This window comes from Pseudomonas fragi (assembly GCF_002269505.1).
Taxonomy (GTDB): Bacteria; Pseudomonadota; Gammaproteobacteria; order Pseudomonadales; family Pseudomonadaceae; genus Aquipseudomonas; species Aquipseudomonas fragi_D.
Map to the genome: position 1 here is coordinate 60,194 of NZ_NQKQ01000015.1, position 15,207 is coordinate 75,400.

A 15,207-nucleotide genomic window follows, 5' to 3' on the forward strand; every position below is an offset into this window, starting at 1 on the left:
GTCGAAGAAAGCTCGTTGCACAGTTGGTAACGATCAGCTTCTCCCTGGATAAAACGTTTCAGTTGCGGGGCTCGTGGCCACACACAAGCAGCGGCTGTCGGCTTGGCTGATCTGCCGTGCAGCCTTGAGTGTAGTGCCTTGATCCATCGCCATAAGGGCCGAATAGAGGGCTGTGAGGTAATCCGACGGGTGGCCGGCCAACGTGGCCTGCCACAGCAATTCACTGGCTTGAGACACGCCGAGGGCCTCGGTCGAAAATTGTTGTGCCAAGGCAGCGCGCGCCTGGGTGAAAGATATTTCATCCATATCCGATACCAGATCCGGCAAATGCGCGAGGAAATCCTCAATGTGTTCGAAGATTTGCGTCGTTGAAGCGTGGGGCGATTGCACACCGAACAGCAGGCCGGTTTGACCGTTGATTTGGCGCAGACCGCTGAACACCGCATAGCCCAGTTGCAATTCAACCCGCAGGCGTTGATAGAACGGGGTTTGCGCAATGTGGGCGAGCAGGCGCCAGGCCGCTTCGTCGGCCAGTGTTGCCTCGGGAGTCGGGCAAAACAGGATCAGTGCGTGCTCGCTGGAGTCGCAAGGTTCGGTGTACCAATGGCGTTGGGTCGGGAGCCGGGTTTGCTGTGCCAGTTGTGCATCCGGCGTGCCCGGTACCTTGTTCAGAACGGGGGTGATCAGGGCCTGTGTGGCACCAGGCAGGCCCACTGCCAGCCCATCCCAGCGGACATTGGCCCAATCGTGTGGCAGGGTCGCTTCGTCCATCGGCTGGCCCAGCTCAGGCAGGCGCTTGAGCAGTTGGCGGATCGGCATCAATGCAGCTTCAGCAGGCGGGGTGGCTGGCTCGGCGGGAGCGCTGAGTGTGCGCAAGGCCTGCTCCAGAATGGCGGGCATTGGCGCGTGGTAGCCGTGCATTTTCAGCAGCCAGTCATTGCCCTGTGCGTTGAGTGACAGCTCGACCCCGGCATGGCGAGCATCCAGGATCAGCGAACGCAGGCTGTTTTCCAGTGCGGGCAGCGGGTTGTCTGCAGGCTTCGCAGGCAAACGCCAACGCAGGTAAATCGCAGCCTCGCCGCCCAGGCTTGGTAGAGCGGTGCTAAAACGCATCGCTGAAAGGTCGCGACGGCTGCGTAAGCGGTCTTGGGCAAAGGTGCGCAAACCTCGGTGAGCGCTGGTTTGCCCGCGAATCAGGCCGGCACTTACGGGCTCTTCAGGCGGTTGCAGAAACGGATTGGGCGCGGGCAATTGCCAGGCATGTTGCGCTGGCTGCAACGCCTCAGGCTGCAGCTGTCCAAGTATAGCCTTGAGGGTTGTTACGCCTTGATCCGACAAACCGGGTACATGTTGCTTACAGTCATTTCGAGCCAGTTCCAGTGCGCTGCTGGTGTCTTGCTGACGTTGTTGCAGCAGGCGCAATTCTTCGCGTAGCGTCGGCCAATCCTGTTGTGCCCGGAAAAACCTCAGCCAGTCATGGAAGGTGTCGCGGATGAGTGTGGCGTGCGGGGCAATATCATTGGCTGCAGTGAACTCAATGTGCAGCAGTGCCTGGCTGTTGAAGTGGTAGAGCGGCGTGGCCTTGAGAGTGCCAATCAGTTGCTGCTGGCTTAACTGTGCGCACAGACCACCGGCTTTGTCGGCATTGATCCAGTGGCACAGGAATTCCAGCGCCTTTTCAGACGCTGGTGGCAGATGCTCCAGGGCAAACACCAGGCTCAGGCGCGGGCCGTCTATATGTTGATAGTGCTGCTGGCCGGTCATCAAGGCGGGCGCATCGGCTTGTTGCACGGCTTTGCCGGGGCGCAACACAGCGCTGTAGCGCTCGGCGAGGGTGATCAGCTCGGGGATTGCTGGCGGGCCGCTCAGGCTTAAGGTCATTTGCCCGGTCTGATAGAACCTTTGATAGAAGTCTTTCAGGGCTTGCTGAAAATTCGCCCGCGGCACGGGCAGGCTGTAACGGTTGCCGGCATGAAATGCCCGTAGCGGATGGGCCGGATTCAATGGCTGGAACAGTTTGATCTCACGCTGCGCCGAAGGCTCACGGGCCCAGGCGATAAATTCGGCATGTAGCACTTCACGTTCGCGCAGTTGGTCAGCCAGATTCATGCGCGGTTGGGCGAGCATGTCGCACAAACGTTCAAGACCGCCTTCGAAAGCACCGAGGGGCAATTCGAAAAAGAAGTCGGTATGACGCTCGCAGGTTTTGGCATTTACCTGACCGCCGTGGCGCTGTACCCAGGCCATCAGGTTGTCTGCCGCCGGGAAGCGTTCGGTGCCCAGAAACAGCAAGTGTTCCAGGAAATGCGCGAGGCCGGGCCAGGCAGCGGGCACGTCGTGGCTGCCTGCGGCAACCCTTAAAACGGCCGCGCAACGCTTGAGGCGCGGCTCATGGCGCACGCAGAGGGTCAGACCGTTTTCAAGCGTCAGACGTTGGGTGTGAGGGTGATTCAGCGCAGGCATGGGCACTTCCGGAACAGAGAAGCGCTCATGCTAGCGGATTTAGCGCTTGCTCAGCTCGCCATATAGCTCGGGGCGACGGTCTGCGAGGTAGAAATTTCCGGTTTTGGCATCAGCCAATTGTTGGCGTTGCAGCGTTGCAACCAGCAGGGTCTCGTCCTGTTCGGCCAGTGCAATCTGCTTGCCATTGGGTGCGGCGATGCTGCTTTGGCCGCAGTAATGGATCTCGCCTTCATGGCCGCAGTAGTTGGCGTAGGCCACATAGCACTGATTTTCGAAGGCGCGGCAACGCACGGTGACATCAGCGATAAAGTCGTAGGGCGCCATATTGGCGGTAGGCACCACAATCACTTCAGCTCCGGCCAGGGCCAGCCTGCGGGTGTTTTCCGGGAATTCGAGGTCGTAGCAGATCAGCAGGCCGAGCTGCCAGCCGTTGAGTTCAATGACCGGGAATGAATCGGGGCCTTTGCTGAACATTGAATGGTCGAGCTCACCGAACAGGTGAGTCTTGCGGTAGTTACACAGGCTTTTGCCGTGGGCGTCGATCAACTGTGCACTGTTGTAGATATGCCCGTCAGCACCGCGCTCGGGGTAGCCGTACACAATGGCCATGCCAGTGGCTTTGGCCAGTTGGGCAATCTGCTGTGCAGCGTCGCCGTCGTGGGCTTGTGCGAGTTCGGCTACGGCCTGGGCGCCGATGTTGTAGCCCGTAAGGAACATTTCGGGCAGTACCAGCAGGTCAATGTCCTCGGCTTGTTGGGCAATTTCACGCAAACGCTGCAGATTGCCCGCGACATCCAATGGCAGAGGCCGGCATTGGTAAAGGGCGACGCGCATGGGGTTCTCCTGGTGTTGACTGTTTGTGTGGGAGCGGGCTTGCTCGCGATGGCATCAACTCGATATGCCTGATGCACCGCGTTGCCTGAATCGCGAGCAAGCCCGCTCCCACTGGAATTAATTCACCCTCCGGCGTCAATCCGGCAGGGCAATCGGGCCGATTTCGTGGAACACATCCCCTGGCCCCGGGTTGGCCGCATGGGTGCTGCCGCCAAAGTGGTGCATGATGCCCCAGACCGCGTTTAATGAAGTCTGCACCGCGCCTTCAACCCAGGCAGGGGTCCACGACACATCATCGCCAGCAATAAAGATCCCGCGTTGCTCGTCGGGCATGTCCTGTTGCATGAAGTGCGCATACATCCGCTGGTTATAGCGGTAATGTCCCGGCAGTGCGCCCTTGAAGGCGCCCAGGAAATGCGGATCGGCCTCCCACGAAATGGTGATCGGGTCGCCGATGATACGGCTGGCGATATCCACCTTCGGATAAATCTTTTTCAGCGAATCGAGGGCCAGCTTCACGCGTTTTTCTACAGGATGCGGGAGCATTTTCAGCGCATCGCTCATCCACGAGTACGACAGGCACATCACCCCTGGCTTGTCGTCGCCGTTGTCGAACAGGTAGGTGCCACGGGTCAGGCGGTCGGTAAGGGTCATGCTCATCAGGTCGCGGCCGGTTTCCGGGTCTTTGTCCTTCCAGAACGGGCGGTCGACCATGACAAAGGTTTTCGATGATTGCATGTAGCGCGTACGGTCCAGAGCCATCCACAGTTTCTGTGAGAACAGCGACTCTTCGCATTCGATCTGGGTGGTCAGCAACCAGCTTTGGCACGTGACCAGTACGGCTTCGTAGGGGCGTGTGACACCGAGAATGTCAGTAACGGAAAACATCCCGTCCTGCGCGCGGGAGATGGCTTTGACCCCGGTACGAGGTGCGCCGTTGTGCAGTGAACTCAGGCTGGTGCCGGCGGGCCAGTGGGCACAGCGCTCAGGGGCATGACGCCAGATCCCCAGTGGCACTTGCTCGACACCGCCCACTACCAAGTGTTGGTGGTCGTCACAGTTGGTCATGACCACGCGGAAGATTTCCAGCATCGAGTTGGGGAAGTCCGAATCCCAGCCGCCGGTGCCGAACCCAACCTGGCCAAACACTTCGCGGTGCTGGAAGGACAATTTGGCGAAGGCTTTTGAGGTGGCGACGAAGTCGTAGAACGTGCGGTCGTCCCACAGTGGAACCAGGGTGTTCCACAGCTCTTTGAGGCGAGGGACGTCACGGTCACGGATGGCTTGCTGAATATCGCCAAAGCGCGAGCCTTCTTCCAGGGCGTCTGCCCAGGCGTCGGCCACTTCCTGAAACAGGGCAGGCAAGTCCGCCAGTTTTTGTGCGTAGAACGTCTGGCCTTCGAGGTCGATGACCGTACTGCCCGACGCAGGCGTCAGCGGGTTGGGGAAGGGTTTGGTCTCCAGCCCCAGCTTGTCGACATAGTGGTAAAACGCTGTTGAGGACACCGGAAAGCGCATGCCGCCTAGCTCGGCAATCACCCCTTCACTGCCCTCAAAGGCTTGCGAGCGCAGGCGCCCGCCCATTTTCGAGGCTTCATACACCACGGGTTTAAGGCCCAGCTTCATCAGTTCGTAGGCCGCCACCATCCCGGCCATGCCGGCGCCGACAATCGCCACTTCAGCGCCAAGTTTATGTATGGGAATACTGCCCAGGCCAGCGGGGTGTTCGATCCAGTCATCGAAGGCAAACGGGAAGTCCGGGCCGAAGATGGTGACGGGTTTTTTACCGTCGACAGGGTGGCGATTATTCTTGTTCATGGCTGACCTTGCTGGCGACCCAAGCGTAACCTTGAGTATAGAAAAAGACAGGCACCATGATAGGCAGCGCAGAACACGTAAATAAGACGCAAATTGTCGTCGTTATGGCTTTTATTTAGTCGATGTGACGAATCAGACAGTCGAAATGACTTATCCGCGATCAACTTTGCTGCTGAGGATGATTGAGGTGGTGGTTTTCTCGACGCCTTCGACACTGCCGATCTGGTCGAGCAACTGGTCCAGTTGCTCGGGCGAATCGCTGCGCAACCAGGCCACGTAATCGAATTCGCCACTGACTGCGCACAGTTGTTGCACCTGGGCCATCGCACTCAAGCGTCGCACCACTTCCTTGCCGGAGCGTGGCTGCACGGTAATCCCGACATAGGCCTGCAGGCCGCCATCAATCAGGCGCTGGCCCAAACGAACCCCGTAGCCGGTAATCACCCCGGTTTTCTCCAGCCGCGCCAGGCGTGATGTCACGGTGGTGCGGGCAATTCCCAATTGGCGTGCCAGCATTGCCACGCTTTCCCGGGCATTGAGCTGCAAAGCCGCGATCAATTGACGGTCGATTTCATCCAGTGCAGGGGGGCGGGTGTCAGGCAAGGTTGGCTCCAGGGGCTGGGTGATTGTTGGTTTTAGTCGAGTTTGCTACTCAGTTTCTGGTCACTTTGGAGGCTGACGCCGTACTGAATTTGGTAGCGTGTGCTGCGCCCACTGCCAGGCAGGCGAGTGATGCAGCCTTTCGCAAGCAGGTCACCCAGGTGGCGGGTCGCGGTAGCCTTGGAGACTTTGGCCACGGCTTGGTATTGAGCGGCGTTTATACCGTTCTCGAAGCCGCGTTCGCCACCGTCGAGCAGGCGGTTGAGCACCTTGAGCTGTTCGGCTGACAGGGCCTGGTCGCGGTGTAGTTGCCAGAAGCGGGCCTTGCTCAATACTCGTTCAATCCGGGCAAGGGCTTGCTCCAGGCTTTTAAGCAGCGTGGCTAGAAACCACTGCAACCATGGGGTGATATCCAGTGTGCCTTTCTGGCTGGACTCCAGAATTCGGTAATAACCGGTGCGGTCATCAAGAATGCTGGCTGACATGGCATAGAAGCGGATGGATTGCTGCTCACTCTGGGCCAATGCCAAATCGGTGATCGTGCGAGTGAGGCGACCGTTGCCGTCATCGAACGGATGTAAGGTAACGAACCAAAAGTGGGCAATGCCAGCACGTAGTAAAGGATCAAGGCTGACATCGATTCTGCTGCTCTCGAACCAAGTGAGGAAATCGCCCAGTTGCTCTTCCAGCCCTGCACGTGGTGGTGCTTCAAAATGCACGGTGGGGTGGTGGAGGGGCCCGGATACTACCTGCATGGGTTCTTCGCCGCGCAGCGTGCCAATGTGCAGTGGGCGGGCCAACAGCTTGTCCTCGCCGGGGAATAGCCAGCAGTGCCACTTATAGAGGCGTTCAAGATCCAGCAAGCGTTGGTGCGCACTTGTGGCATCGAACAACAATTGTGCCAGGCCTTCGGAGCGTGCAGTTGTGCTACCTGTTCCGGTCAGCCCCATGCGGCGAGCCAGGGATGAACGTACAGAGCCTGCATTCAGCTGTTCGCCCTCAATGGCTGATGAGGTGACGATGTTTTGCAGCATGGTGTCCAGGCTGTTGAGCGCTTCACTATCACTTCCGACAGCGCCAATCATGCCCAGCAAACGGCCCTGAGCCTGGGTACAGGCACGCAATAGCGGGTTAAGCATCTCAGCTTGCCAGCTAAAGTTTGGCCAGCCGGGCTGTTGCCAGATCCAGGGGGAATCGTTCATGGGCTTTACTCGTCTGTGAGCCGATTAACGAATCTATTCGGCTCATATAATGAGCCGATAATGCCGGCTAATCGGCTCACTGTCTAACCTGGGATGCAGGGTAAGCCGACGAAAGGGCTATAGAGCTGGCCTGTGGACGTTTTTGTGGACGCAAACCGGTTTTCTGGGCGTTTTTGAAAAACAAAATCCCAAACCCCGGAAACACAAAAGCCGCGCAGTGCGCGGCTTTGAGTATGGTGGGCCCAGTAGGACTCGAACCTACGACCAAGGGAGTAGGATGGCTAACCGGATCCCGGAGCCACGATGTTGAGGTCATCGAGACTCATGGACATCAACTAGCTTCCTCCGAACGCAGCGTGCAGGTTTCCAAGCACTGCGCTCTCCAGATATTCATCAGGCTGCTGCCACGTGTGGGTGCGCAAAGCTGGATAGGGATATGCCATCGTATTCGCCACGGTGGATCTTGTGGTGACACTCATGACATACAGGGATCTGCTTCCGGTTAAGGACGGCCATGACCCTTGTGAACCCCGCCACCTTGCTTCCCAGCTTCCTAATATGTTTCACGTGGTGCATTGCTACTCTGTCGTCGCTATCGCAGATAACACAAGGTGATCCTAATTTGGATCGCGTTCGCAAGCGCAGGTTCCTCTCCAGGAAGTTGGTGTCCACTTCGCCGATCATAAATCGGTTTGGTTTTGCGTTCCAACTTCTCACGAGCGGCATTGCCACTTGTTTCACTTCCTCGCCAGCCGCATTCATCACTCTTACTCGGAGTTTCGCCCCGTGCTTCGAAAAGATTTTACTCCTTGACGACCTATGTTTGGTTGCCAGGGTTTTGGCTGCTGCGTGTTGCAGAATGTACTGGATTCTACTTAGGTTACTGAACCTGTCCACGAAGGAATAATAGTTACAGATACCTCTCCACACACTCCCCACCTGCTCAACGATTTGGTAGTCGTCCAGATAGATCCACTTATTGATGGTAGTAGGCTCGCCCTGAGGATTGCAGAATCCTTTCAAGCTTAGTTTTGCCACGATGTCCGTCACAGGGGCGTACATCAATGGTGTCCAACCTGCCACCCGTTTGGTGAACCATTTGCCGTTTCGCTTGACCCGCATGATCTTCGGACTTGTGGAGCCTACCCTGAAGGAGGTTCCTAGGAATCTTGCCGGCTCCGATTTCGCATGCCTGATATGGGTCTTCTCCATGCTGAGTTCGAGTCCCAGATTTTGAAGGTAATCACCAATCTCCACACGCAGTCGGTCAGCTAGTTCCCTCGGCCCGTTGATGCCTACGACCCAATCGTCGGCGTACCGAACGTACTTCACTCTAATGAATCCATTGCGAGACACAAGTGTTGGAGGGAGTTTCAATGTGGCCTTTTTGATCTCGCGGATTTGCTCGATCAACAGATCACGTTCGGCTCCCTGAGCCGTGTCTGCCTTCTTCTGTAGGAATTCGCGTCTCGATACTAGGCGACGATATTCCGGGTTTCTTGCCTTTCTATCTTCTTCCCCGATGTTGTGTTCTTTGATCAGCTCTTCCACTTTCTGGTCAAGCTGGTGCAAGAACACGTTGGCCAGCATGGGAGAGATAATGCTCCCCTGAGGCGTCCCGAGTGAACCAGAGAAAAAGACCCCGTTATCAAAGTAGCCCGCGTTCAGCGCTTTCCTTATCAGAGTGATGAATCTCTCGTCTTTAATGCGTGTCCGTAGCGCGTTGATTAGGAGGTCATGCTGAATGTTGTCGAAGCAGCCTTTAATGTCTCCCTCGATTATCCAGGTTACTCCCGACCACGTGTCGCGGATTTGCTTTAGAGCGGTGTGACAACTCCTTCCCGACCGAAATCCGTGGCTGTTACTGCTAAACGTTGGTTCGAATATGGCCTCCAAGATCATTCGCATGACCTCTTGAACGACTTTGTCGGTGGGTGGCGCAACAGATAATGCTCGTGTTTTGCCATTGGCCTTAGGGATGAGTACCCGTCTGGCGCCCCTGAATGAAAAACTTTCGTTCTTCATTTTCTCGATCATATTCTTGACTGTAGTGGTCGAGAACTGGTCGAGGGTCGTTTTATCCACACCCGGCGTCATGTTGCCCGGTTTGCTCTTGATCTTCTCGTAGGCCGCGATGTACAAGTCTTCCTTGAACATCAGGCGGTAAAGTCGATCATTCACGTAGGTAGGGTCGGCGTTCGCCTTCCTGATTGCCTCGATTCTCGTGAAGCTTTTTAACTGCATCACGCATACCTCCACGATCCTAGAGACTAAATATCCTAGGCCCCTTCCCCTTCACCGAGGATTAGTCGGTCGCATGAGATCCGGGTGCGGCGGCGTGGCGATGTCATGAGCCAATCACTAAAAGTGGTGGGCCGGGGGGGATTTGAACCCCCACTCAACGGATTATGAGTCCGCTGCATTAACCGTTATGCTACCGGCCCAGGTCTATCGGGTACTACGAGCCTTCCGTCACCATGGGGATTACTCCCTTTAGGTGATCCCGCAGTTAACGCAAAAACGTGCTCAGGTTTTAGGTTGCCATTTCGGTTGTCTTTCACACTACCTGTGCTAGCGCCTCCGGTGTGACATGCAGGAGACTCATAATCGTCCTCCCGCAACCGAAGGGAGTGGCGTCAATCTCAGTGCCACCCCAGTTACGACCTACCCACGCTTCACCTTGGCTTCAAGCAATCCAGCCTTAACCATGACCTGCCCTAGCTGACCCCCTCTATTGGAGTTGAGATCCTCCGCAGGAAGCCTTTTCACGGCATGCTCTTGTCCCTTGCGGGGTTTCCCCTTCCGGTAAGCCGCTGCTTTACCCCTATTGTCACAAGGGGGTGGCTATTAACCACAACGTTTTTGCGCCATCTTACGGCGCACTTATGAGTCCCCTGCTCTAACCAACTGAGCTATAGGCCCTCAGTAGGTCGCGGATTATAACGACGGATTCTAAGTAGTGCTATCCGAAAGATCTGAAATTGCGAGATGAAGGAAGGTCGCTGCGAATTTTTCGGGAGGCAGTGGCGGGCTGACAATGTCGCCCTGGATCAGTTCGCAACCAGCCTGCGCCAGAAAAATCTGTTGTTCTCGGGTTTTAACACCGTCGGCAATGATGGTGAAGTGCATGCTGTGCCCCAGTGCGATGATGGCATTCACAATTGCAGCATCATGGGTGTCGTCGGGTAAGCCCTGCACAAATGACGGGTCGATTTTCAACGTATCCAGTGGCAAGCGCTTGAGGTAGCTGAGGGACGAGTTGCCAGTGCCGAAGTTGTCGATGGACAGTTTCACCCCCAGTTTCTTCAACCGATGCAGGGCGTCAAACGCTTCTTCGGTCTGGCCCGTAAGAAAGGTTTCAGTGATTTTCAGTTTCAGGCTCTCGGGCTTGAGCTCGCAGGTTTCGAGCAGTTGCTGGATGTGCGCCATCAACCCCGGCTGGTGCAATTGAGCGCTGGCAAGGTTGACCGAGATTGGTCCAAAGGGCTTGTACAACTGATTCCATGAGCACAGTTGATGGCATGCACGCTCGAGCATCCAGTCACCAATTTGTATGATCATGCCGTTTTCTTCTGCCAGATGAATCAAACGCTCATGTGAGATTCCTCCGAGTAGAGGGTGGTTCCAGTGCAGCAATGCTTCGGCGCCAGCCAGCGAATGGTCTCGCAAACGGACTTTTGGCTGATACAGCAGTGATACCTGGCCACGCTCCAGGGCGCGGCGCAGCTCTTGCCCCAGAAGAATTCGGGCGCTGGTCTGGGAGTTGAGGTCGTGGCTGTAACGTTCGACGCGATTGCGCCCTTTGAGTTTGGAGTGGTACATCGCGATATCGGCATTTTTGATCAGTGTGGCCACGTCACCACCATCGTCCGGGTAGACGCTGATGCCGATACTGGCGCTGATAAACAGTTCGCTTTCGTCGGTCAAAAAGGGTTCGTTGAAGCTGCTCAGCAGCTTTTCGGCAATCATCTGTGCAGCGTCCGGGTGTTTGAGTCCGGGCAACAGGACGATAAATTCATCGCCGCCAAGACGGGCAACCATGTCGATGTCGCGCAGTTGTTCCGTCAGGCGTGCTGCGATGCCTTTGAGCAATTGGTCACCCACAGGATGCCCGAGGCTGTCATTGATGTTCTTGAAGCGATCAAGGTCCAGAAATAGCACGGCGCTGTATTGATCGTTGCGTCGCTGATCGGTGAGTACCTGGCGCACCCGGCTTTCAAACAGCAAACGGTTGGGCAGGTTGGTCAACGGGTCGTGGTGGGCCTGGTGATCAAGGCGTTCCTGGGCCAGTTTGAGGGTGGAAATATCAGAAAATACGGCCACAAAATGCGTCACCACATCATTGTTGTTGCGCACGGCGCTGATGGTCATCCAGCTGGGGTAGGTTTCTCCGTTTTTGCGCCTGTTGCAGATTTCGCCCTGCCAGTTGTCAGCGCTCGACAGTTGGTACCACATGGACGCAAAGAACAGTTTGTCGTGCCGGCCAGAGGCCAGAATGCGCGGAGTCTGACCCAGTACTTCACTTTCGGAGTAACCGGTGATTTCGCTGAAGGCCCGGTTGACCGCGGTAATTTTTTGCTCGGGATCGGTAAAGATGATGCCTTCGGCGGTACTCTCGAATACGGTGGCTGTTTGCAGAAGCTTTTCCTGCATCTGATGCCGTTCGGTAATGTCATGGACGATGGTCAAAATGCAGTCGTCAGTGCCGATCAGCAGCGGATAGCTGGAGATTTCACAGAGGCGCACTTGCCCTTCCTTGTGTCGGATATGGCAGGTGAAGTCGCGCACAAAGCCGTTTTTTTTCAGGGTCGCAAGCAATTCGTGGCGCTCATGGGGATCGACCCACAATTGCAGTTCCAGCGTTGAGTGGTACAGGGCGCTGGCACTGTCATAGCCGATGAGGCGGCTGAAACCTTCGTTTATCTCGAGTATCAGTCCATCGCTTTGACGGCTCAGCAAAAGGCCGTCCAGGGATGCGTGAAAAGCTTTGGCAAACTTTTCTTCGGAAAGGAGCAAGGCTTCTTCAGTCTGCTTGGTTTCGCTGATATTGATCAGCAGGCCGCGAACCACGGCTTGTTGGTTGTGGGTTGTGATACTGGCAATATCGCGTAGCCAGAGGATGCTGCCATCTGCAGTGATCACGCGATAGTCCAGGCTGTGATCGTGGCCTGCGCTGATCTCCTTTTTGCGCCATGCCTGGATGCGGGGCAGATCATCGGGGTGTACGACCCGTTTCCAGAACCCCGGGGTAAGCCAGTCAGAGACTGGATAGCCGAGCAAGGCTTCGGCCTGGGGGGAGACATAGGTAAAGGTGTCGTTGTCCAGATGTGCTTCCCAGGCGATGGCTGAAAGACCTTCAATCAACCCCTTGTAGTGATCCTCGCTGCTGCGCAGTTCCTGTTCGAGGGCTGTTCGCCGCGAAATCTCGGAGCGCAGGCGTCGATTGATGCGCATGACTACGAACAGAATAATGATCAGTAGCAATATGCCCGGCAGGACATAGAGCAGCACGGTGCGCCACAGGGGGCGGTAATCGTTGATATCGCCTACCCACTGCTGCTGAATGCGCTGGGTTTCACTCGGGCTTATATTGGCGAGCACCTTGTCCAGCAGTCCTAACAGCACGGTCTGGTTTTTAGGAACCGCCATGGCCAGTTGAAAGCGGTACGGGGTTTCGCCGCTCACGTACAGGCCATCGAGTTTGAGCTGGCGCAAGCTCCATACGCTGGAAGCCAGATCACCCACCATGGCATCTACCTGGTCCGTGGCCAGAGCCTGCAATGCCGAGCTGACGTTGGGCAGGGCGACAATATTCAGGTCGGGGTGTTGAGCGCGCAGCAGTTCGTGAGGGGCGTAGTTTTCGATTACGCCAACTCTGAGGCCGTAGAGCTCCTGGATGTTTTTAGGCGCCGCGCCGCCCTTGTGGGCGAGGATGACAATGGGGAAGTCCAGATAGGGCCGGGTAAAGGCCAGGCGCTTTTGGCGCTCGGGTGTCGACATGACGCCGGGTAGCCAGTCGAGTTTGCCTTCTTTGGTTTGCTCCAGAACTTCGCTCCAGTTTGATCCTGCGACCTGCTTGATGCTTACACCCAATTGGTTGGTGATCAGGTTCACATAGTCGGCAGCGAGGCCTGTATAGGCGCCCTGGGCGTTGCGGAACTCGAAAGGCGGCCATGTAGTATCGATGCCCAGGAGCAGTTCGGGATGGTCTTTGAGCCATTGTTGTTCTTCATCGGTGAACGTCAGGGCCTGGGCACTAGAGGTCCAAACGACAAGCGACAAAAGCAGGGTAGCCAGCAAACGTGACATGCGCGTCCCTTCAATACACCTGGATGCATCCAGTGTAGTCGGGCTGTGGCAGAGGTGAGGGGCGAGAGGGTTTTTAGCTATAAAGCAAAACCCCCGGCAGGGCCGGGGGTTTTGTTGTCACTCGTCGAGGAAGGAGCGCAAATGCTCGCTTCTCGTCGGGTGGCGCAGCTTGCGCAGCGCCTTGGCTTCGATCTGACGAATCCGCTCACGGGTAACGTCGAACTGCTTACCAACCTCCTCAAGGGTGTGGTCGGTATTCATGTCGATACCGAAACGCATGCGCAGTACCTTGGCTTCACGGGCTGTGAGGCCGCCGAGTACATCGCGTGTCGCTTCTTTAAGGCTCTCAACAGTGGCTACATCGATTGGCGACTGCATGGTCGAGTCTTCGATGAAGTCACCCAGATGGGAGTCTTCGTCATCACCGATCGGGGTTTCCATGGAGATCGGCTCTTTAGCGATCTTCAATACCTTGCGGATTTTATCCTCAGGCATTTCCATGCGTTCGCCCAGCTCTTCCGGGGTCGGTTCACGGCCCATTTCCTGCAACATCTGGCGGGAAATACGGTTGAGCTTGTTGATCGTCTCGATCATGTGCACCGGAATACGGATGGTGCGGGCCTGGTCGGCGATCGAGCGAGTGATCGCCTGACGGATCCACCAGGTGGCATAAGTCGAGAATTTGTAGCCGCGGCGGTATTCAAACTTGTCTACCGCTTTCATCAAGCCGATGTTGCCTTCCTGGATCAGATCGAGGAACTGCAAGCCACGGTTGGTGTACTTCTTGGCGATGGAGATCACCAGACGCAAGTTCGCTTCAACCATCTCTTTCTTCGCGCGGCGGGCCTTGGCCTCACCGATCGACATGCGACGGTTGATGTCCTTGATCTCGGCAATCTTCAAGCCGGTTTCTGCTTCCAGAGCAGAGAGCTTTTGCTGGCAACGGATGATGTCCGGTTGCAGGCGACCAATGGCTTCAGCGTATTTGCTTTTGCCTTTGGCCAGCGCGTCGCTCCAGCTTTCGTCGACTTCGTTGCCCGGGAACAGGCGCAGGAAATCGGTGCGCGGCATGCGTGCATCACGTACACACAGCTGCATGATGGCGCGCTCTTGTGCACGCAGACGCTCCAGGGCGCTGCGAACACGCTCAACCAGGCCTTCGAATTGCTTCGGAACCAGTTTGATAGGCATGAACAGCTCAGCCAGTGCAACCAGCTCGGCAATTGCCTGCTTGCTGCCACGACCGTGCTTTTTCAAAGCCTTGCGAGCGATTTCCATCTGATCGGAAACAGCACCAAAGCGCTGAGCCGCGATGATCGGGTCGGGGCCGCTTTCGACCTCTTCCTCTTCCTCGGTGGACTCTTCCTTATCGTCCTCTTCGTCATCACCTTCGGCTTTCACCTTGGTGTCGACAGGAGGCGGTACTTCGGCTGCGGGCGGCGCAATACCGTCGTCCGGGTCGATATAACCGCTCAGAACGTCGGACAGGCGGCCACCTTCGGTGGTGACGCGAGTGTACTCGGAGAGAATATGGTCAACCGTGCCAGGGAAGTGCGCGATTGCGCCCATCACTTCACGGATGCCTTCTTCGATACGCTTGGCGATTTCAATTTCGCCTTCACGTGTCAGCAGTTCTACCGTGCCCATTTCACGCATATACATGCGCACAGGGTCGGTAGTACGACCAATGTCGGTCTCTACTGCCGCCAACGCTGCTGCCGCTTCTTCAGCCGCTGCTTCGTCGGTGTCGGCATCGGCCAACATAAGGGCGTCCGCATCCGGAGCACTCTCGTGTACGGGGATCCCCATGTCATTAATCATGCGGATGATGTCTTCCACTTGCTCCGGATCTGAAATATCTTCGGGCAGGTGGTCGTTGACCTCTGCGTAAGTCAGATACTTCTGCTCACGGCCGAGGGTGATCAACTCTTTGATACGAGACTGCTGTTGCGCTTTTCCGGACATAACACCCTATCCACTG

The 15,207-nt window shown here is 56.5% G+C and carries 8 protein-coding genes and 1 tRNA gene; all 9 read right to left on the reverse strand.

Annotation, left to right across the window (positions count from 1 at the left end):
• Positions 1-33: 33 nt before the first annotated feature.
• The 9 genes from pqqF to rpoD all read right to left on the reverse strand — a co-directional run bounded on the left by pqqF (position 34) and on the right by rpoD (position 15,191).
• Complete coding sequence (pqqF, locus tag CJU81_RS14545) at positions 34-2,463, reverse strand: pyrroloquinoline quinone biosynthesis protein PqqF (RefSeq protein ID WP_095037220.1); 2,430 nt, start codon at positions 2,461-2,463, stop codon at positions 34-36.
• A 39-nt stretch (positions 2,464-2,502) separates the two neighbouring features.
• Positions 2,503-3,297, reverse strand: coding sequence for a carbon-nitrogen hydrolase family protein (locus tag CJU81_RS14550; protein ID WP_095037221.1), 795 nt, complete (start codon positions 3,295-3,297; stop codon positions 2,503-2,505).
• A 135-nt stretch (positions 3,298-3,432) separates the two neighbouring features.
• On the reverse strand, positions 3,433-5,115 hold the full coding sequence (locus CJU81_RS14555) for a flavin monoamine oxidase family protein (protein ID WP_095037222.1): 1,683 nt from the start codon (positions 5,113-5,115) through the stop codon (positions 3,433-3,435).
• A 150-nt stretch (positions 5,116-5,265) separates the two neighbouring features.
• The gene (locus CJU81_RS14560; protein ID WP_095037223.1) at positions 5,266-5,718 is read right to left on the reverse strand and encodes an Lrp/AsnC family transcriptional regulator; all 453 of its coding nucleotides are present in this window, start codon (positions 5,716-5,718) and stop codon (positions 5,266-5,268) included.
• A 32-nt stretch (positions 5,719-5,750) separates the two neighbouring features.
• Positions 5,751-6,917, reverse strand: coding sequence for a Fic family protein (locus CJU81_RS14565; protein ID WP_095037224.1), 1,167 nt, complete (start codon positions 6,915-6,917; stop codon positions 5,751-5,753).
• Between the two features lie 393 nt (positions 6,918-7,310).
• On the reverse strand, positions 7,311-9,161 hold the full coding sequence (locus CJU81_RS14570) for a reverse transcriptase/maturase family protein (RefSeq protein ID WP_095037225.1): 1,851 nt from the start codon (positions 9,159-9,161) through the stop codon (positions 7,311-7,313).
• Between the two features lie 124 nt (positions 9,162-9,285).
• Positions 9,286-9,361, reverse strand: a tRNA-Ile gene (locus CJU81_RS14575).
• A gap of 508 nt (positions 9,362-9,869) precedes the next feature.
• Entirely contained in the window at positions 9,870-13,226 is a 3,357-nt protein-coding gene (locus tag CJU81_RS14580) for a bifunctional diguanylate cyclase/phosphodiesterase (protein ID WP_095037226.1), read from the reverse strand.
• Positions 13,227-13,343: 117 nt separating this feature from the next.
• Complete coding sequence (rpoD, locus tag CJU81_RS14585) at positions 13,344-15,191, reverse strand: RNA polymerase sigma factor RpoD (RefSeq protein WP_095037227.1); 1,848 nt, start codon at positions 15,189-15,191, stop codon at positions 13,344-13,346.
• Between the last annotated feature and the right edge of the window lie 16 nt (positions 15,192-15,207).